This window comes from Kitasatospora sp. NPDC088779, assembly GCF_040685395.1.
In the GTDB taxonomy this organism is placed as follows: Bacteria; Actinomycetota; Actinomycetes; order Streptomycetales; family Streptomycetaceae; genus Kitasatospora.
The window spans coordinates 39,144-59,826 of record NZ_JBFBHW010000015.1 but is presented as its reverse complement, the minus strand read 5'-3'; the positions used below and the strand labels follow the sequence as shown (position 1 = coordinate 59,826).

At 75.0% G+C, this 20,683-nt stretch carries 7 protein-coding genes; 6 read left to right on the top strand and 1 reads right to left on the bottom strand.

Going from position 1 to position 20,683, the window contains the following annotated elements; translation table 11 throughout:
• The first annotated feature begins 44 nt into the window (after nt 1-44).
• The 6 genes from AB0P03_RS16795 (at nt 45) to AB0P03_RS16770 (ending at nt 17,167) form a co-directional block, all read left to right on the top strand.
• A complete protein-coding gene (locus tag AB0P03_RS16795) occupies nt 45-257 on the top strand; it encodes an MbtH family protein (RefSeq protein ID WP_063350320.1) in 213 nt (70 codons plus the stop codon).
• An 8-nt stretch (nt 258-265) separates the two neighbouring features.
• Nucleotides 266-1,261: a TauD/TfdA family dioxygenase gene (locus AB0P03_RS16790; protein ID WP_363586027.1), complete on the top strand. Its 996-nt coding sequence runs from the start codon at nt 266-268 to the stop codon at nt 1,259-1,261.
• Nucleotides 1,262-1,306: 45 nt separating this feature from the next.
• The gene (locus AB0P03_RS16785) at nt 1,307-14,566 is read left to right on the top strand and encodes an amino acid adenylation domain-containing protein (RefSeq protein ID WP_363629438.1); all 13,260 of its coding nucleotides are present in this window, start codon (nt 1,307-1,309) and stop codon (nt 14,564-14,566) included.
• Between the two features lie 6 nt (nt 14,567-14,572).
• Nucleotides 14,573-15,895 carry an MFS transporter gene (locus AB0P03_RS16780; protein WP_363629436.1) on the top strand — a complete coding sequence of 441 codons (1,323 nt, stop codon included), beginning with the start codon at nt 14,573-14,575 and terminating at the stop codon, nt 15,893-15,895.
• Between the two features lie 87 nt (nt 15,896-15,982).
• On the top strand, nt 15,983-16,795 hold the full coding sequence (gene ddaH, locus AB0P03_RS16775) for a dimethylargininase (RefSeq protein WP_363629434.1): 813 nt from the start codon (nt 15,983-15,985) through the stop codon (nt 16,793-16,795).
• Between the two features lie 135 nt (nt 16,796-16,930).
• On the top strand, nt 16,931-17,167 hold the full coding sequence (locus tag AB0P03_RS16770; RefSeq protein WP_363621049.1) for a hypothetical protein: 237 nt from the start codon (nt 16,931-16,933) through the stop codon (nt 17,165-17,167).
• Nucleotides 17,168-17,250: 83 nt separating this feature from the next.
• On the opposite strand, the gene AB0P03_RS16765 is transcribed toward AB0P03_RS16770, so the two are convergent.
• On the bottom strand, nt 17,251-20,427 hold the full coding sequence (locus tag AB0P03_RS16765) for a BTAD domain-containing putative transcriptional regulator (protein ID WP_363629432.1): 3,177 nt from the start codon (nt 20,425-20,427) through the stop codon (nt 17,251-17,253).
• Between the last annotated feature and the right edge of the window lie 256 nt (nt 20,428-20,683).

The following is a 20,683-nucleotide window of genomic DNA, read 5'->3' as shown; positions in this document are numbered from 1 at the left end:
CCCCCGGCCCGCCCCTACCTTCGAAGCAACCCAAGGAGGACACCATGAGCAACCCGTTCGAGGACGACAACGCCGGCTACCTGGTGCTGGTCAACGACGAGAACCAGCACTCGCTGTGGCCGGTCTGGATCGACGTGCCGGCCGGCTGGACCACCGTCCACGGCGAGGACACCCGCCAGGGCTGCCTCGACCACATCGAGGCCAACTGGACCGACATCCGGCCCGCCAGCCTGACCGCCTCCCTCGCCCGGCAGTGAGCGCGACCATGCTGACCTGGGAACTGAACCCCGGCCGTCCGGCCCTCGCGCACGCCCCGCGCACCGCCGACATCGGCGAGGCCCGCGCATGGCTGCGCGAGAACGAGGCCGAGCTCACCGAAGCCCTGCACCGGCACGGCACGATCTTCCTGCGCGGCCTGCCGGTCGCGAGCACCGAGGACGTCGCCGCCGTGCGCGACGTCCTCATCCCCGAGCGCACCCCCTACCGGGAGAAGGCCACCCCGCGCAGCGACTACGGCAACGGCGTCTTCTCCTCCACCGACCTGCCGTCGCCCCAGCCGATCCGGATGCACAACGAGAACAGCTACACCCTCACCTTCCCGGGCCGGCTGCTCTTCGCCTGCCTGACCGCCCCCGAGGAGGGCGGCGCCACCCCGACCGCCGACTGCCGCCAGGTGCTCGACCACCTGCCCGCGCACCTGGTCGAGCGGATGCGGACGTCCGGCTGGACGCTCACCCGCAACTACTCGGACTACGTCTCCCTGGGCTGGCGCACCGCCTTCGCCACCGAGGACCGGGCCGAGGTCGAGGCCTACTGCCGGGAGAACGGCATCACCTGGGAGTGGCTGCCGGACGGCAACCTGCGCACCGGCCAGCTGCGCCCCGGCACCATCCACCACCCGGCGACCGGCGAGGAGGTCTGGTTCAACCACCTCGCCTTCTGGAGCGAGTGGTCGCTCGACCCGGACATCCGCGAGGCGATGACCGACGAGTTCGGCCCGGACGGCTTCCCGTTCAACACCGGCTTCGGGGACGGCGAACCCCTGGAGCGCGCCGACGTCGACGCCCTCAACGAGGCGTACCACGCCGCGACCGTGCGCGAGCGCTGGCAGGTCGGCGACGTGATGCTGGTCGACAACGTGCTGTGCGCGCACGGCCGGGACCCGTACCGCGGCGACCGCAGGATCGCCGTCGCGATGGGGCAGCCCCTCGACGTCCTGGACTGCCGGCCCAGCGTCCGGCCCACCCTGGCCGTCGCCTGACCGTCCCAGACCACCCCGTGCCGTGACGTGAGTAGAGGAAGCACCGTGATCCCGGTTTCGTACGCACAGCAGCGTCTCTGGCTGATCGACCAGATCGAGGGGCCGACCGCGCTGTACAACCTTCCGTTCGCCCTGCGCCTGCGCGGCGAGCTCGACACCGCCGCGCTGCGCGCCGCGACGGTGGACGTGGTCGCCCGGCACGAGGCCCTGCGTACGGTGTTCCCGGTGGCCGGGGGAGTCCCGGTGCAGCAGATCCTGCCGGCCGAGGAGGCGCAGCCGCGCTTCCTGGTCGTGGACTGCGCACCGGACGACTACCCCGCCCGCCGGGACGCGGCCGCCGCCGAGACCTTCGAGCTGAGCCGCGAACTGCCCATCCGGGTCACGGTGTTCACCCTCGCTCCGACCGAGCACGTGCTGCTCGTCGTCCTGCACCACATCGCCGGCGACGGCTGGTCGCTCGGCCCGCTGCTGCGCGACCTCGCCACCGCCTACCGGGCCCGGCTCGTCGGCCGCGCCCCCCACTGGGAGCCGCTGCCCGTCCAGTACGCCGACTACGCGCTCTGGCAGCGCGACCTGCTCGGCGACGAGCGCGACCCCGAGAGCCTGCTCGCCCGCCAACTCGACCACTGGCGAACCGCGCTGGCCGGCCTCCCGGAGGAACTGGAGCTGCCGACGGACCGCCCCCGGCCGCCCGCCCCCACCGGCGCCGCCGACTCCGTCGACCTCACCTGGGGCGCCGACCTGCACAGCGCCCTGCTCGACCTCGCCCGCGCGCACCGCACCACCCTGTTCACCGTCCTCCAGGCCGGCCTGGCCGCACTGTTCACCAGGCTCGGCGCCGGCACCGACGTCCCGCTCGGCACCGGCCTCGCCGGCCGCGCCGACGAGGCCCTGGACGACCTGGTCGGCTTCTTCGTCAACTCCCTCGTGCTGCGCGCCGACACGTCCGGCGACCCGAGCTTCGCCGAGCTGCTCGGCCGCGTCCGGGAGGCCCAGCTCGACGCCTTCGCCCACCAGGACATCCCCTTCGAGCGCCTCGTCGAGGAGCTCAACCCGACCCGCGCCCTCGGCCGCCACCCGCTGTTCCAGACCCTGCTGGTGCTCCAGAACCACGGACAGGACGCCGAACTCGACCTGCCCGGGCTGGAGTCCGCACCCGAACCGATCGGCCTGCGGGTCGCCAAGTTCGACCTCAACATCGGCATCGCCGAACGCCACGGCCCCGACGGCGCCCCCGCCGGGCTCACCGGCTCGATCGAGTACGCCGCCGACCTCTACGACCACACCACCGTCGCCGCCCTGGCCGACCGGCTCGGCCTGCTGCTGACCGGTGCCGCCGCCGACCCGCACGCCCCCATCGCCACCCTCGACGTCCTCGCCCCCGAGGAGCGCACCCGCATCCTCACCGAGTGGAACGCCACCGGCGCCCCGGGCCGGCCCGGGACCCTCGCCGAGTCCTTCGAGCGCCAGGCCGACCGCACCCCGCACGCCACCGCCCTCGCCCACGACGGCGGCACCCTCGGCTACGCCGAACTCGACGCCCGGGCCAACCGCCTCGCCCACCACCTGATCGCCCTCGGCGTCGGCACCGAGACCCCCGTCGCGATGCTGATGGAGCGCTCCGTCGACGTCGTCGTCGCCACCCTGGCGATCCTCAAGGCCGGCGGCTGCTACGTGCCCATGCACCCCGGCCTGCCGCCCGAGCGGATGACCGACGTGCTCGCCGACACCGGCGCCCCCGTGCTGCTCACCGACCGCGCCGACCCGGGCTTCCCGCACCGGGCCGTGGTGGTCCGCCCCGGCGACGAGGCGGCCGCCCCCGCCCACCGCCCCGGCGTGCCCGTCCACCCGGACCAGCTCGCCTACGCGATGTACACCTCCGGCTCCACCGGCCGCCCCAAGGGCGTCGCCGTCCGCCACCGCGACGTCCTCGACCTCGCCGCCGACCGGCGCTGGCAGGACGGCCGGCACGAGCGGGTCCTGCTGCACTCCCCGCACGCCTTCGACGCCGCCACCTACGAGATCTGGACGCCCCTGCTGGCCGGCGGCACCGTCGTGGTCGCCCCGCCCGGCGCCCTCGACGCCACCTCCCTGCACGCCGTCACCACCCGCCACGACGTCACCGCCGTCTTCCTCACCAAAGCCCTGTTCGACCTCGTCGCCGAGCAGGCCCCGCAGACCTTCGCCGCCCTGCGGGTCGTCTGCACCGGCGGCGAAGCCGCCTCCGGCACCCTGATGCGGCGCGTCCTGGACGCCTGCCCCGACCTGCTGCTCGCCCACGTCTACGGGCCCACCGAGACCACCACCTTCGCGACCCACCACCCGCTCGTCCACGCCGACCTCGACGGCCCCCGGGTGCCGATCGGCGGCCCGCTCGACGCCATGCGCAGCTACGTCCTCGACGCCCGGCTGTGCCCCGTCCCGCCCGGCGTCCCGGGAGAGCTGTACATCGCCGGTGCCGGGCTGGCCCGGGGCTACCTGAACCGTCCGGGGCTGACCGCCGAGCGGTTCGTCGCCTGCCCGTACGCGCCCGGGGAGAGGATGTACCGCACCGGCGACCTGGTGCGGCTGCGCGCCGACGGCGCCGTGGAGTTCCTCGGCCGGATCGACGGCCAGGTCAAGCTGCGCGGCTTCCGGATCGAACTCGGCGAGATCGAGGCGGCGCTCTCCCACCACCCCGCCGTGCGCCAGGTCATCGTGATCGCCCGTGAGGACCGCCCCGGCGACACCCGGCTGGTCGCCTACTGCACCGCCGACGCCTCGCTCACCCCGGCCGAGCTGCGCACCTTCGCCGGCACCACGCTGCCCGGCTACATGGTCCCCGCCGCCGTCGTCCTGCTCGACGCGCTGCCGCTCAACGCCAACGGCAAGGTCGACCGCCGGGCCCTGCCCGCCCCGGACGTCGCCGCCGACGGCACCGGCCGCGAGCCCCGCGACGAGCGCGAACGGGCGCTGTGCGAGCTCTTCGGCGACCTGCTCGGCATCGACGACATCACCATCGACGACGACTTCTTCGCCCTCGGCGGCCACTCGCTGCTCGCCACCCGCCTCACCGGGCGGGCCCGCGCCGAACTCGGCATCGAACTCGCCATCGGCGACCTCTTCCAGGCCCCCACCGTCGCCGGGCTCACCGACCGGCTCGCCGACCGCGCGGCCGACGTGCCCGCCCCGGCCCGCCCGGCGCTGCGGCCCGGCCCCCGGCCCGACCGGGTGCCGCTCTCCTTCGCCCAGCGCCGCCTCTGGTTCCTCGCCCAGGCCGAGGGCCCCGCCGCCACCTACAACGTGACCCTCGCCCTGCGGCTGCGCGGCCCGCTCGACCCCGCCGCCCTGGCCGACGCCCTCGGCGACACCGTCCGGCGGCACGAGGCCCTGCGCACCGTCTTCGCCGTCCACGACGGCACCCCCCACCAGCACGTCCTCGACGGGCCGACCGCCCCGCTGCTCACCACCACCGACCGGCCGGTGGACGAACTCGCCCGCCACACCTTCGACCTGGCCGCCGACCTGCCCCTGCACGCCTACCTGCGGCCCGAGGGCCCGGACGAGCACGTCCTGGTCCTCGTCCTGCACCACATCGCCGGGGACGGCGCCTCGCTGGGCCCGCTCTACCGCGACCTCACCGACGCCTACCGGGCCCGGCTCGCCGGCCGCGCCCCCGACGGCGAGCCGCTGCCCGTCCAGTACGCCGACTACGCGCTCTGGCAGCACGCCCTGCTCGGCGACGAGGACGACCCGCAGAGCCTGGCCGCCCGCCAACTCGCCTACTGGCGGGCCGCGCTGGCCGACCTGCCGGAGGAGCTGCCGTTGCCCGTGGACCGCCCCCGGCCGCCGGTCGCCACCCACCGCGGCGCCGTCGTCCCGCTGGAACTCGACGCCGAACTGCACGCCCGCCTCGGCGAGCTCGCCGCCCAGCACGGCGCGACCCTGTTCATGGTCCTCCAGGCCGCCTACGCCACCCTGCTGCACCGCTTCGGCGCCGGTACCGACCTGCCGATCGGCACTCCGGTCGCCGGCCGCCTCGACGAGGCCGTCACCGACCTGGTCGGCTACTTCGCCAACACCCTGGTGCTGCGCACCGACCTCTCCGGCCGGCCGGGCTTCGCCGAACTGCTGCGCCGCGTCCGGGACACCGACCTCGCGGCGTACGAGCACCAGGACACGCCGTTCGAGCGCCTCGTCGAGGAGCTCAACCCGGTCCGCTCGCTGGCCCGGCACCCGCTGTTCCAGGTGATGCTGACCTTCGCCACCGCCGCCGAGGCCGGACCGTCCTTCCCCGGTGTGGCGGCGGCGGAGGAGCCCGTCGACTACGGCACCGCCAAGTTCGACCTCAAGCTGTCGCTGACCGAGCGCCACCGCGCGGACGGGACCCCGGGCGGGCTCGCGGGCGGGCTGGAGTACGCCACCGACCTGTTCGACCGGGAGACGGCGGAACGGCTGGGCGCCGCGCTGGTCCTGATCCTGCGGCAGGCCGCCGCCGACCCGGACCTGGCCGTCACCGCCGCCGAGGTCCTGCCCGAGGCCGAGCGGGCCGCGCTGACGGCCGGCCCCGCGTCGGCCGGGGAACCGCCGCTGCTCCCGGCCGTGTTCGAGGCCCGGGCCGCGGCCAGCCCGGAGGCGGTGGCGCTGGTCCACGGGGACACCGCGCTGACCTTCGCGGAGCTGAACGCGCGGGCCAACCGGCTGGCGCACCGGCTGATCGCCGCCGGGGTGGCCCCCGGATCGGTGGTGGCCCTCGCCCTGCCGCGCTCGGCGGAGACGGTGGTCGGGCTGCTGGCGGTACTCAAGGCCGGCGGCGCCTACCTGCCGCTGGACGCCGAGTACCCGGCGGAGCGGACGGCGCACATGCTCGCGGACGCCGCGCCCGCCCTGGTGCTGACCGACGCCCGCTGGCCGCTGCCCGAACTGCTGGCCGCCCTGCCCGTCCTGGACGTCACGGACGAGCCCGGCCCGGCCCAGGACCCGCGGCCCCGCCTGCACGCGGCGGACGCCGCGTACGTGATCCACACCTCCGGCTCGACCGGCCGCCCCAAGGGCGTGCTGGTGCCGCACCGCAGCCTCGCGGCCCTGCTGGCCGGCCACCGGGCCACGATGATCGCGGACGCCGAGGCGGCGCACGGCCGGCTGCGGGCCGCGCTGACCGCGTCGCTCTGCTTCGACGCCTCGCTGGAGGTCGTGCTCTGGATGGTCGCCGGGCACGAGCTGCACCTGATCGGCGACGAGGTCCGCCGGGACGCCGCCCTGCTGGTCCGCCACGTGCGCGAGACCGGGATCGACACGCTGCACGTCACCCCCTCGTACGCCGAGCAACTGGTCGAGGAGGGCCTGCTGGAGGAGCCCGCGCCGAAGCTGCTGCTGCTCGGCGGGGAGGCCATCGGCCAGGGCCTGTGGAGCAGGCTGTGCGCGTCCCCGCTGACCGCCGGCCACACCATGTACGGCCCCACCGAGTCCACCGTGCACGCCCTCACCCGGCCGCTCGACGGCACCCAGCGGCCGGTGCTCGGCCGGACGGTCGCCGGGACCGCCGGGTACGTGCTGGACGAGTACCTGAACCCGGTGCCGGTCGGCGTCCCCGGGGAGCTGTACCTGGCCGGGGCCGGGCTGGCCCGGGGCTACCTGAACCGGCCGGGGCTGACCGCCGAGCGTTTCGTCGCCAGCCCGTTCGCCGAGGGTACGAGGATGTACCGCACCGGGGACCTGGTCCGCCGCACCCGCGACGGCGAGCTGGAGTACCTCGGCCGCACCGACCACCAGGTCAAGGTTCGCGGCTTCCGGATCGAACTCGGCGAGATCGAGAGCGTCCTGGCCGCGCACCCGCAGGTGCACCGGGCCGCCGTCCTGCCCGACGACAGCGGCCTGCGCCTGGTCGCCTACGTGGTCGCCGACGGCCCCCTCGACCCGGCCGGACTGCGCGCCTTCGCCGCGGAGACACTGCCCGGCTACATGCTCCCGGCCGCCATCGTGCCGCTGCCCGCCCTGCCGCTGAACGCCAACGGCAAACTGGACCGTGCCGCGCTCCCGGCCCCGGACTTCGCCGCCCTCGCCGGCGGCCGGGCCGCCCGCACCCCGCAGGAGGAGATCCTCTGCGGCCTGCTCGCCGAGGTGCTCGGCCTGGACGCGGTCGGCGCCGACGACGACTTCTTCGCCCTCGGCGGGCACTCGCTGCTCGCCACCCGGCTGCTGAGCCGGGTCCGGGGCGCGCTGGGTGCGGAGTTGGGTATCCGGGACGTCTTCGAGGCGCCGACCGCGGCCGGGCTCGCCGGCCGCCTTGACGCGGGCTGCGACCGGCTCGCGCTGAGCGCCCGGGCCGAGCGGCCCGAGCGGGTGCCGCTGTCCTTCGCGCAGCAGCGGCTCTGGCTGATCGACCGGATGGAGGGCCCGAGCGCCCTCTACAACTCGCCGCTGGCCCTGCGGTTGGCCGGGGAGCTGGACGCCGCGGCCCTGGAGCTCGCCCTCGGCGACCTGGTGGCCCGGCACGAGAGCCTGCGCACGGTGATCGTCGAGACCGACGGCGAGCCCCACCAGCTGATCCGCCCGGCCGACGCGGCGGCGGTGCCCTTCGACGTCCGGGACTGCCCGGCCGACGAGGTCGCCGAGGCCGTCGACGCGGCCTCTCGCCGGGCCTTCGACCTGGCCACCGAACTCCCGCTCCGGGCCGTCCTGCTGCGCACCGCCGACCAGGACCACGTGCTGGTCCTGGTACTGCACCACATCGCGAGCGACGGCTGGTCGACGGGCCCGCTGGTCCGCGATCTCGCCGAGGCCTACGAGGCCCGGGCGGCGGGCACCGCGCCCGATCGGGCGCCGCTGCCGGTGCAGTACGCGGACTACGCGCTCTGGCAGCGCGAGCTGCTCGGCGAGGAGGTCGATCCGGAGAGCCTGGCCGCCCGCCAACTCGCCTACTGGCGGGACGCGCTGGCCGACCTCCCGGAGGAGCTGGCGCTGCCGGCGGACCGCCCCCGGGGCGCCGTCGCCAGCCACCACGGCGACCGGGTGTCGCAACTCCTGGGCGCCGAACTCCACCGCGAACTGGTCGCGTTGGCGCGCTCGCAGCGGGTGACGGTGTTCATGGCCCTCCAGGCCGCCCTCGCCGCCCTGCTCACCCGGCTCGGAGCGGGCACCGACGTGCCGATCGGTTCGGTGGTGGCCGGGCGGTCCGACGAGGCGCTGGACGACCTGGTCGGCTTCTTCGTCAACACCCTGGTGCTGCGCACCGATACCTCGGGAGATCCGAGCTTCACCGAACTGCTGGCCCGCGTCCGGGAGACCGACCTCGGTGCCTACGCACACCAGGACGTGCCGTTCGAGCGGCTGGTGGAGGAGCTGAACCCGGCCCGCTCGCTGGCCCGCCACCCGCTCTTCCAGGTCATGCTGGTGCTCCAGAACAACGAGCAGGCCGACGCGTCGCCCACCGGCCTGTGGGGCGAGGCGCTGCCGGCGGCCACCGGAGTCGCCAAGTTCGACCTCAACCTGATCGCCCAGGAGTCCTTCGACCCGGAGGGCGAACCCGCCGGGATCGACTGCGCGCTCGACTTCGCGACGGACCTCTTCGACCGGGAGACGGCCGAGACGGTCGTCCGCCACTTCGCGCGGCTGCTGACGGCGGCCGTCCAGCGGCCGGACACCCGGATCGGGCTGCTCCCGTTGATCACCCCGGTCGAGCGGGTCGAACTGCTGGGCGGGGTAGTGCCGTTGGAGGCGGAGGTGCCGTTGGTTCCGGCCGTGTTCGAGGCTCAGGCCGTGGCGACTCCGGAGGCGGTGGCGCTGGTCCACGGGGGCGTCGCGTTGACCTTCGCGGAGCTGGACGCGCGGGCGAACCGGCTGGCGCACCGGCTGATCGCCGCCGGGGTGGTCCCCGGGTCGGTGGTGGCGTTGGCGCTGCCGCGTTCGGTGGAGTCGGTGGTGGGGCTGCTGGCGGTGTTGAAGGCCGGTGGTGTCTACCTGCCGCTGGACCCGTCGTACCCGGCGGAGCGGACGGCGTACACGCTGGAGGATGCGGCGCCGGTGCTGGTGCTAAGTGACGGGCGTTGGCCGTTGCCGGAGGTGCTGGCGGGGCTGTCCGTTCTGGATGTCACGGATGTGCCCGGTCCGGGCGGGAGTCCGAGCCGTCGGCTGGGCGCGGCGGATGCGGCGTACGTGATCTACACGTCGGGTTCGACCGGTCGCCCCAAGGGGGTGGTGGTGTCGCACGGGAGTCTCGCGGCGCTGCTGGCGGGCCACCGGATGGAGCTGATGGCGGGTGAGGAGCGGCGGAGGGTCGCGTTGACGGCCTCGCTGTGCTTCGACGCTTCGTGGGACGGCGTGCTGTGGATGGTCGCCGGGCACGAGCTGCACCTGATCGGCGACGAGGTCCGCCGGGACGCCGCCCTGCTGGTCCGCCACGTGCGCGAGGCCGGAATCGGCGTCCTGGAGGTCACCCCTTCGTACGCCGAACAGCTCCTGGCAGAAGGACTGTTGGAAGCACCGGCGCCGGGCCTCCTGCTGCTGGGGGGTGAGGCGGTCGGTCAGGCGCTGTGGACGCGGTTGCGGGAGGCGCCGGGGACCCGGGCGTACAACCTGTACGGTCCGACGGAGTGCACCGTGGACGCGCTGGTGCAGCCGCTCGACGGCGCGGACCGGCCGGTTCTCGGCCGGACGGTCGCGGGGACCGCCGGGTACGTGCTGGACGAGCACCTGAACCCGGTGCCAGCGGGTGTTCCGGGGGAGTTGTACCTCGCCGGGGCCGGTCTGGCCCGGGGCTACCTGGGTCGCGCGGCGCTCACGGCGGAGCGTTTCGTCGCCAGCCCGTTCGCCGAGGGTACGAGGATGTACCGCACCGGGGACCTGGTCCGTCGTACCCGCGACGGTGGGATCGAGTACCTGGGCCGCACCGACGACCAGGTGAAGATCCGTGGCTTCCGGATCGAACTCGGCGAGATCGAGCAGGCATTGACCCGCCACCCCGCCGTCCGCCAGACCGTGGTGACCGTTCGGGAGAGCAGCGAAGGAGACCGCCGGCTGGTCGCCTACTGCGCGGTGGACGGCGCCGCCGCCCCCGAACTCGCCCACGCGCTGCGCCGGTTCGCCGGCGAGTCGCTGCCCGGCTACATGGTGCCCGCCGCCTTCGTCGCGCTGCCCGCCCTGCCGCTGACCGGCAGCGGCAAGGTCGACCGCCGTGCTCTGCCCGCCCCGGACTTCGCCGCCCTGGCGGCGGCCGGCGGCCGGACGGCCCGTAGCCCGCAGGAGGAGATCCTGTGCGGCCTGCTTGCCGAGGTGCTGGGCCTGGACGCGGTCGGCGTGGAGGACGACTTCTTCGCGCTGGGCGGGCACTCGCTGCTCGCCACCCGGCTGCTGAGCCGGGTCCGGTCCGTGCTGGGTGTGGAGTTGGGCATCCGGGACGTCTTCGAGGCGCCGACCGCGGCCGGGCTCGCCGGCCGCCTCGACGCGGGCTGCGACCGGCTCGCGCTGACCGTCCGCGCTGAGCGGCCCGAGCGGGTGCCGCTGTCCTTCGCGCAGCAGCGGCTCTGGCTGATCGACCGGATGGAGGGCCCGAGCGCCCTCTACAACCTGCCGCTCGTGCTCCGCGTGACGGGCGAGCTGGACGCCGCGGCCCTGGAGCTCGCCCTCGGCGACCTGGTGGCCCGGCACGAGAGCCTGCGCACGGTGATCGAGGAGGAGGACGGAACCCCGTACCAGCGGATCCGACCGGCCGAGGCGGCCCGCGTCCCCGTCGAGCTGCTGCCCGGCGGCACCGCGCCGGAGGCCTGCACCTCGCGCCCGTTCGACCTCGCCGCCGAACTGCCGATCCGGGCCCACCTGATCCCGGCCGGCCGGGACGAGCACCTGCTCGTCCTGGTGCTGCACCACATCGCCGGTGACGGCTGGTCGATGGGCCCGCTGCTGCGCGATCTCGCCGCGGCCTACGCGGCGCGGGTGGCGGGCGCCGCGCCCGAGCAGGCGCCGCTGCGGGTGCAGTACGCGGACTACGCGCTCTGGCAGCGTGAGCTGCTCGGCGAAGGCGAGGGCGAAGGCGAAGGCCAGGCCCAGGGCGGCCTCCTCAGTCGCCAACTCGCCTACTGGCGGGACGCGCTGGCCGACCTCCCGGAGGAGCTGGCGCTCCCGGCGGACCGCCCCCGGGGCGCCGTCGCCAGCCACCGCGGCGACCGGATCGTCCATCCGCTGGGCGCCGAACTCCACCGCGAACTGGTGACGTTGGCGCGCTCGCAGCGGGTGACGATGTTCATGACCGTCCAGGCCGCCCTCGCCGCCCTGCTCACCCGGCTCGGCGCGGGCACCGACGTGCCGATCGGTTCGGTGGTGGCCGGGCGGTCCGACGAGGCGCTGGACGACCTGGTCGGCTTCTTCGTCAACACCCTGGTGCTGCGCACCGACACCTCGGGAGATCCGAGCTTCACCGAACTGCTGGCCCGCGTCCGGGAGACCCAACTCGACGCGCACGCACACCAGGACGTGCCGTTCGAGCGGCTGGTGGAGGAGCTGAACCCGGCCCGCTCGCTGGCCCGCCACCCGCTCTTCCAGGTCATGCTGGTGATGCAGGGCGACGGCGACGCGGCGCCGCTCGACGCGGCCGGTCTGGACGTCTCCGTCGAGCCGTCCGGTGGCGCGGTCGCCAAGTTCGACCTGAGCGTCGGCATCGGCGAGTCCTTCGACGCGGACGGCGCCCCAGCCGGCCTGGAGTGCGTGATCGACTTCGCCACCGACCTCTTCGACCGGGAGACGGCCGAGGCGATCGCCCTCCGGCTCGGCCGGCTGCTGGCGGCCGTGGCGGCCGAGCCGGACCAGCCGATCGGTCGGGCGGAGCTGCTGTCCCCGGTCGAGCGGGTCGAACTGCTGGGCGGGGTGGTGCCGTTGGCGGTGGAGGTGCCGTTGGTTCCGGCTGTGTTCGAGGCTCAGGCCGTGGCGACTCCGGAGGTGGTGGCGCTGGTCCACGGGGGCGTTGCGTTGACCTTCGCGGAGCTGGACGCGCGGGCGAACCGGTTGGCGCACCGGCTGATCGCCGCCGGGGTGGTCCCCGGGTCGGTGGTGGCGTTGGCGCTGCCGCGTTCGGTGGAGTCGGTGGTGGGGTTGCTGGCGGTGTTGAAGGCCGGTGGTGTCTACCTGCCGCTGGACCCGTCGTACCCGGCGGAGCGGACGGCGTACACGCTGGAGGATGCGGCGCCGGTGCTGGTGCTGAGTGACGGGCGCTGGCCGTTGCCGGAGGTGCTGGCGGGGCTGTCCGTTCTGGATGTCACGGATGTGCCCGGTCCGGACGGGAGTCTGAGCCGTCGGCTGGAGTCGGCGGATGCGGCGTATGTGATCTACACCTCGGGCTCCACCGGTCGCCCCAAGGGCGTGGTGGTGTCGCATGGGAGTCTCGCGGCTCTGCTGGCGGGCCACCGGATGGAGCTGATGGCGGGTGAGGAGCGGCGGAGGGTCGCGTTGACGGCCTCGCTGTGCTTCGACGCTTCGTGGGACGGCGTGCTGTGGATGGTCGCCGGGCACGAGCTGCACCTGATCGGCGACGACCTGCGCCTCGACGCAGCCGCCCTGGTCCGCCACGTCGGCACGCACGGCCTCGACGTGGTGAACTCGACCCCGTCCTTCGCGGCCCAACTGGTCGAGGAGGGACTGCTCGACGCCCCCGCCCCGAAGCTCGTGCTGCTGGGCGGTGAGGCCGTCGGTCAGGCGCTGTGGACGCGGTTGCGGGAGGCGCCGGGGACTCGGGCGTACAACCTGTACGGTCCGACGGAGTGCACCGTGGACGCGCTGGTGCAGCCGCTCGACGGCGCGGACCGGCCGGTTCTCGGCCGGACGGTCGCCGGGACTGCCGGGTACGTGCTGGACGAGCACCTGAATCCGGTGCCGGCCGGTGTTCCGGGGGAGTTGTACCTCGCCGGGGCCGGGTTGGCCCGCGGTTACCTGGGTCGCGCGGCGCTCACGGCGGAGCGTTTCGTCGCCAGCCCGTTCGCCGAGGGTACGAGGATGTACCGTACCGGGGACCTGGTCCGCCGCACCCGTGACGGCGAGTTGGAATACCTGGGCCGCACCGACGACCAGGTGAAGATCCGTGGCTTCCGGATCGAACTCGGCGAGATCGAGCAGGCGTTGACCCGCCACCCGGAGGTCGCCGCCGCCGTCGTCCGACCGGACGACAGCGGCAGCCGGCTGGTCGCCTACCTGGTCACCGACCGTCCGCTCGACCCGGCCGGGCTGCGGGCCTTCACCGCCGAGTCCCTGCCCGCCCACATGGTGCCCGCCGCCTTCGTCGCGCTGCCCGCCCTGCCGCTGACCGGCAGCGGCAAGGTCGACCACCGCGCTCTGCCCGCACCGGACTTCGCCGCCCTGCCGGCCGGCCGCCCGGCCCGCACCCCGCGGGAGCGCCTGCTGTGCACACTGTTCGCCGAGACCCTCGGCCTGGAGCGGGTCGGTATCGACGACGGCTTCTTCGACCTCGGCGGACACTCCCTGCTCGCCATGAAGCTGCTCTCCCGGATCCGCACCGCCCTCGGCGTCGACCTCGGCATGCGGGCGCTGTTCGAGGCGCCGACCGTGGCCGGGCTCGACCGCCGGCTCGACCAGGGCCCGGCGGCCGACGCCCTGGACGTCCTGCTGCCGCTGCGCACCGGCGGCGACCGGGCCCCGCTGTTCTGCGTCCACCCGGCGGCCGGCATCAGCTGGGTCTACTCCGGGCTGCTGCGCCACCTCGACCCCGAGCTGCCGGTGTACGGCCTCCAGGCCCGTGGCCTGCGCGGCGGGGCGCCGGCGAGCGTCGCCGAGATCGCCGAGGACTACGTGCGGCAGATCCGCGCGGTGCACCCGTCCGGCCCGTACCACCTGCTGGGCTGGTCCTTCGGCGCGGTGGTCGCCCAGGAGATGGCGGTCCGGCTGCGGGCCGAGGGCGCGCCGGTCGGCCTGCTGGCCCTGTTGGACGGCGCCCCGGCGGTTCGCACGGACGCCGCCCCGCCCACCACCGAACCGGCCGACACGCTGGCCGAGTTGCTGCGCTCGCTGGGCTACGACCCGGCGGACGGCAGCGGCCAGGCCGACCTGGCGGCCGTGCTCGGCGAGGCCGCGGACGTCCTGCCCGAGGTGTTCGACCGGCACCGCAAGCTGATGGCCGAGCACCTGCCCGAGCAGTACCGGGGCGACGCCGTGTTCTTCGGCGCCACCCTCGCCAAGCCCGCCGACTGGCCGTACGAGCAGGCTTGGCGGCCCTATCTGGACGGCCGGATCGAGAGCCACCGCCTGGCCTGCGGGCACGGCGACCTGACCCGTCCGGAGTCCCTCGCACGGATCGCCGCCGTGCTCGCCGAGAAGCTTGGAGTGTGATCCGCGATGACCACCACCGTCCCCGCACCCGCCGCACCGCCGACCGGACCGCCCCGCGGCCGGTGGGGCCTGTGGGCCCACGGCGACTTCCGCCGGCTCTGGATCGGTGAGACCTCCAGCGGTCTCGGCACGGCCGTCGGGAGCGTGGCACTGGCCCTGGTCGCCGTCGTCACGCTGGACGCCGGCCCGCTCGCGGTCGGTGTGCTGAACGCCGCCGCCTGGCTGCCCTGGCTGTTCCTCGGCCTGCCGGCCGGCGCCTGGGTCGACCGCTGGCCGCGGCTGCGGGTGATGCTGGTCTGCGACCTGCTGCTGCTCCTGCTGTTCGCGAGCGTCCCGGTGGCCGGCTGGCTGGGCGTGCTCGGCATGCCGCAGCTGGTGGTGGTGGCCCTGCTCACCGGAGCCGTGAAGGTGTTCTTCTCCACCGCCTACGGGGCCGTGCTGCCGACCCTGGTCGGCAAGGAGGACCTGCTGGAGGGCAACGTCAAGCTGCGTTCCGGCGCCTCCGCGGCCGACATCGCGGGGCCGGGCGTGGCCGGTCTGCTGGCGCAGGCGTTCGGCGCGGCCAGCGGGCTGCTCGCGGACTCCGTCAGCTACGTGGTCTCCGCGATCTGCGTCAGCCGGATCCGGACGGTCGAGCAGCCGCCGCCGCGGTCCGCGCGGCGCGGCCTCCTGCGGGAGATCGGCGACGGGGTGCGCTTCCTGGCGCACGACCCGTACCTGCGGACGCTGGCACTGTTCGGCGCCGTCGGCAACCTGGGGCTGAACGGCATCCAGGCGGTGCAGACGGTGTTCCTGATCCGGTCGGTCGGCGTCGAACCGGGCGCGGTGGGCATGGTGTTCGCGGTGGTCAGCGTCGGCGGCCTGGCCGGGGCGACGCTGGCCCGGCGGATCGCCCGCCGGCTCGGCAGCGCGCGCGGACTGCTGCTCTGCGAGCTGGTGGTGGCGCCGTTCATCCTCCTGCTGCCGCTCGCGGGGGAGCGGCTGCCGCTGGCGGTGTGCGCGCTCGCCTGGGCCGTCGCGGTGGGCGGGGTGATCGCCGGGAACGTGCTGGCGGGAAGCTTCAACCAGGCCTACTGCCCGCCGGAGATGATCGGCCGGATCCGGGCCAGCGCGGCGACCCTGAACTACGGTGCGATCCCCGTCGGCGCCCTGGCCGGCGGCTGGCTCGGCGAGGCGTTGGGCGCCCGCACCACCATCTGGATCATGGCGGGCGTGCTGCTCTCCGCCGGAGGGGTGCTGCTGGCGAGCCCGCTGCGGAGCCTGCGCGACTTCCCCGAGCGGCCCGAGCTGCCCGAGCTGCCCGAGCGCCCCGGGCGTCCCGTCTCCTGACCGGACCGCCGCAGCACCCGAACCGCCAGCCCTGCCCGTACCTGACCTGACCTGCCTGACCTTCCCTCCCGACCCATGGAGCCTCCCATGACCCGCACCGCCCGCCCGCGCCACTACCTGATGTGCCGTCCGACCCACTTCGAGGTCACCTACGCGATCAACCCGTGGATGGACCCGGCGAAGCCGGTCGACACCGACCTCGCCGTCGCCCAGTGGGAGCGGCTCCACGCCCTCTACGGCGAGCTCGGCCACCGGGTCGACCTGATCGACCCGATCCCGGGCCTGCCCGACATGGTCTACGCCGCCAACGGCGCCACCGTGGTGGACGGCAAGGTGCTCGGCGCCCGCTTCTGCAACGCCGAGCGGGCCGCCGAGGGCCCGGCCTACCTGGAGTGGTTCCGCGCCCGGGGCTTCGAGACGCGCGATCCGGAGCACGTCAACGAGGGCGAGGGGGACCTGCTGCTGACCGCGAGCTCCGTGCTGGCCGGGCGGGGCTTCCGCAGCGTGGCCGACGGGCACGCGGAGGCCCAGGAGTTCTTCGGGCGCCCGGTGATCGGCCTGGAGCTGGTCGACCCGCGCTTCTACCACCTGGACACCGCGCTGGCCGTGCTGGACGGCGACGAGATCATGTACCACCCGGAGGCCTTCTCGGCCGGCAGCCGTGCCGTCCTGCGCCGGCTGTTCCCCGACGCCCTGCTGGTGGACGGCGCCGACGCGGCGGTGTTCGGCCTCAACGCCGTGAGCGACGGCCTGCACGTGGTGCTGCCGGAGGCGGCCGTCGGCCTGGCCGCGCGGCTGCGGGAGCGCGGGTTCCGGCCGATCGGGATGGACCTCAGCGAGCTGCTCAAGGGCGGTGGCAGCGTCAAGTGCTGCACCCTGGAGATCCGCGCGGCGGCCTGAACGACGGCCTCGACGGGAGGCCGTGATCAGTGGTGCTCGGCTGTAGATCCGCCGTTGAACGCTCCCGGCCAGACTGGTGGCACACCACGACGGAAGCCCTTCCCACCGGGGAAGCGAGCCAAGGGAGCACCAGAGATGACGCAGCGTCCGGCCACCGCCCCCACCCGCCTCCGGCTGTTCACGGTCGGTCTCGGGGTGGTCGTCGCCCTGGGCGCCGGCCTCTCCGCCACGGCCGCCGTGGCGGAGACGGCCGGCACCGGGACGGCGACGGTGGTGAGCGGCGACGCGACGCCGACGCCCACCCCCGCCCAGCCCAGCCCCACCGGCACCGTCCACGGCAGCACCGGCGACTGGAACAGCACCGGCTCCTGACCGCACCAGTTCCTGACCGCACTGGCTCCTGACCGCACCGGAAAGCGGCAGGATCGATTCTTCAGTGACCGGTCATCAGCTCGTCAGCGGCCCGGCCCGCAGCTCGTCACCGGAGCGCCCGACGCCCCCCGGCCACCGCCCCGACGCCCGTCCGGGACGGACGGAGCCGACGACGTCGACGGAGCCGAAGAAGCCGAAGCAGCCGTAGCGGCCGAAGCGTTCGGACCCTCCCCCCGGGGCAGCAGCCCCGCCACCTCCTCCGCCTCCGGCAGCCCCAGCCGGACGAAGATCCGATGCGCCTCCCGCAGCCGGCCCCACGCCTCGGCCTCTCGCCCGAGGTCCGCCAGCGTTCGGCCCAGCACCACCAGCGCCTGGCCCTGGTCCCGCTCGGCCCCCAGCTCCTCGCACAGCGTCAGCGCCTGCCCGGCGTGCTCCAGCGCCTCGTCCGTCCGACCCAGCGAGCGCAGACTGTCCGCCATCCGGTAGCGGGCGTGCGCGGCCCGGGCCCGCAGCCCGGCCGCCGAGGCCACCGCCAGGCACTCGCCGAACCAGGTGACGGCCTCCTCGTGCCGCCCCAGCCCGTGCAGCGCCAGCCCCAGCACGTACAGCGTGTACGCCCGGCCGGGATCGTCGTGCCGGGTCCGCAGCTCGGCCAGCGCCTCGTGGCAGATCGGCACGGCCTCGGCGGCCCGCCCGCTGCGCACCCGGGCCAACGCGGCGTTCACCGTCGTCACCAGCGCCCCGGAGCGGTGGCCGAGTTCGCGGGCCAGCAGCAGCGCCTCGTCGTAGTGCCCGACGGCCTCGTCGTAGCGGCTGAGGAACTGGCAGACCAGGCCGAGGTCGTTCAGCGCCTGGCGCAGGATCACCGTGTCGCCCGCCGAGCGGGAGGCGGCCACCGCCAGCCGGGAGGCCGCCTCGGCCTCCTCCAACCGGGTGGCGGCCAGGGCGACGTTGCCGCGGAGGAAGTGCGCCCGACCAGCTGCCCGGTGGTCGGCGTGGTGGTCCGCGGCGGCGGCCAGGGCCTCCGCCGTACTGGCGAGCTGGCGGCTGGGCGGGGCGAGGACGAACGGCGTCAGCGCGATCAGCAGGTCGATCGCGGCGCGCAACGGGTCCGGTGCCGCGCCGTCGGCCGGGGCCGGCGCGGCGTCGTCCGCGACGGTCCAGCACGCCACCTGGGCGGCGAGCGCGATCGCCCCGGAACCCTCCGCCTCGGCCCAGGCCCGGGCGCCGTCCGGGCCGCCGAGGTCCACGCCCGCGCTGCGGGCCGGCCCGAGCGCACCGGCGGCCGGATCTCCCGGGACGGCGTGCTGGAAGGCCGCGCACGCGGTGGCCAGCAGGTGGTCCAGCAGCCGGTCACGGGCCTCCACGGCCGCGCCCGGGTGGTCCGGGCGCCGCCGGGCGAAGGCGCGCAGCAGGTCGTGGTAGCGGTAGCGGCCGGGGAACGGCGACTCCATCATCGCCACGTCCACCAGGGACTCCAGCAGGTCCTCGGCGTCGTACTCGTCCAGGTCCAGCAGGGCGGCCGCGGCGGGCAGCCCGATGTCCGGGCCGTCCACCGAGGCGGCCAGCCGGAACGCCCGGGCCTGGGCGGGCGTCAACTGGCGGTAGCTCAGTTCGAAGGCGGCCTCCACCGCCAGGTCGCCGATGCGCAGCTCGTCGATCCGCCGCCGTTCGACTGCCAGCCGGCGGCCCAGCGTCTGGACCGTCCAGCTCGGCCGGGCGGCCAGCCGGGCCGCCACGATCCGCACCGCGAGCGGCAGGTGGCCGCAGACGAGCAGCAGCTCCCGGGCGGCCTCCGGCTCGGCGGCCAGCCGCTCGCCGCCGATCGTGCGGCCCAGCAGTTCGAGCGCCTCCGCCGGCTCGAACACGCCGAGGTCGGCCTGGACGGACGCGGGCAGGCCCGAGAGCCGGGTACGGCTGGTGGTGAGTACGGCGCAGCCGACCGCGCCCGGCAGCAGCGGTCTGATCTGCGCGGTGTCGTGGACGTTGTCGAGCACCAGCAGCAGCCGCCGGCCGTCGACCACCGAGCGGAACAGCGCCGAGCGGGCGTCCAGCCCCTCGGGCACCCCGTCGGCCGGCACGCCGAGCGCCACCAGGAAGCTGCTGAGCACCGCCTCCGGGTCGGCCGGCGTGGTGTCGGCGCCCCGCAGGTCGACGTAGAGCTGCCCGTCGGGGTAGGCGTCGCGGGCCCGGTGGGCGACGTGCAGGGCCAGCGCGGTCTTGCCGACCCCTCCCATGCCGACCACGGTCGCGATCACCAGCGCCTGCTGGTCCGGGGCGCCGAGGGCCTCGCCCAGCCGCTCGACCAGGACGGTGCGGCCGGTGAAGTCCGCCGCGTCGGGCGGCAGCTGGGCCGGTCTGGGCGACGCCGTGCTGGTGCCGGCGGGCGCGGCGGGCGCACCCGCCGCCGCGGGGCCGTCCGGCGGATCCTGCGCCTCGGGCCCGGGCCCGGCCGGCTTCACCGGGCTGGAAAGCAGCGCCACGGGCGGCGCCGGGGCGGCGAGCGACAGGTCGCCCTCCAGGATCCGCCGGTGCAGCTGGTCCAGGTCGGCCCCGGGCTCCACCCCCAGCTCGTCCAGGAACAACTGACGCACGCCCCGGTACACCGCCAGCGCGTCCGCCTGCCGCCCGGCCTGGTACAGCGCGCGCATCAGCAGCCCGTACGCCCGCTCGTGCAGCGGGTGCTCGGTGGTCAGCGCGGTCAGCTCCGGGATGCACCGGGAGAAGCGGCCCAGCGTCAGATCCAGGGCGATCCGTTCCTCCAGCAGGGTCAGCCGGAGCTCCTGCAACCGCTGGCGCTGCCGCTGCGCGAACGGGCCGGGGATGCCGGCCAGCGGCTCGCCCTGCCACAGCTCCAGCGCCTGGTTCAGCAGGTCACGCGCCTGCTGCGGCTGTCCGGCGGCCGCCGTGCGCTCGGCCTGCGCCGCCAGTTCCTCCCCTTGCGCCGCGTCCACGGAGTGCTTGGGCAGCACCAGCCGGTAGCCGTCCCCGACCGAGGTCAGCACGGTCGGCGCGTCCGGCTCGTCGCCGTGCAGGATCTTGCGCCACCGCCAGGCGTACGTCCGCACCGTCGTCACCGCGGTGCTCGGCGGCTCCTCACCCCACAGGGCGTCGATCAGGTCCGTGGCGCTCGCGCCGTGCCCCGGCCGGAGCAGCAGCACCGCCAGCATCGCCTGCTGCTGGGGACTGCCGACCTTCAGCACGGTCGTGCCGCACTGCGCTCTCATCAACCCCAGCACCGAGAACCGGAAATCACCCATTCGTGCACCTGCCCGCTTCATGTGCCCGCCCCCGCCCACGCACGCGTCTGCCCCCCGATTGATGAGTCACTATCAACCCACGCCAGCCGGTGGGCTGTCGAGGGATCGTCGACCCCGTAGTGATCCGGTGTTGATCGCCCACCGTCACAATCACTGGTGTGGCCCCAGCCGTCGGCCCGGTACGACCCGCCGGGCCCGCCACACCCCCCGGGTGCCGCCGCCCGGGCGACCACCACGTCTCTCGGAGGCCGACGCC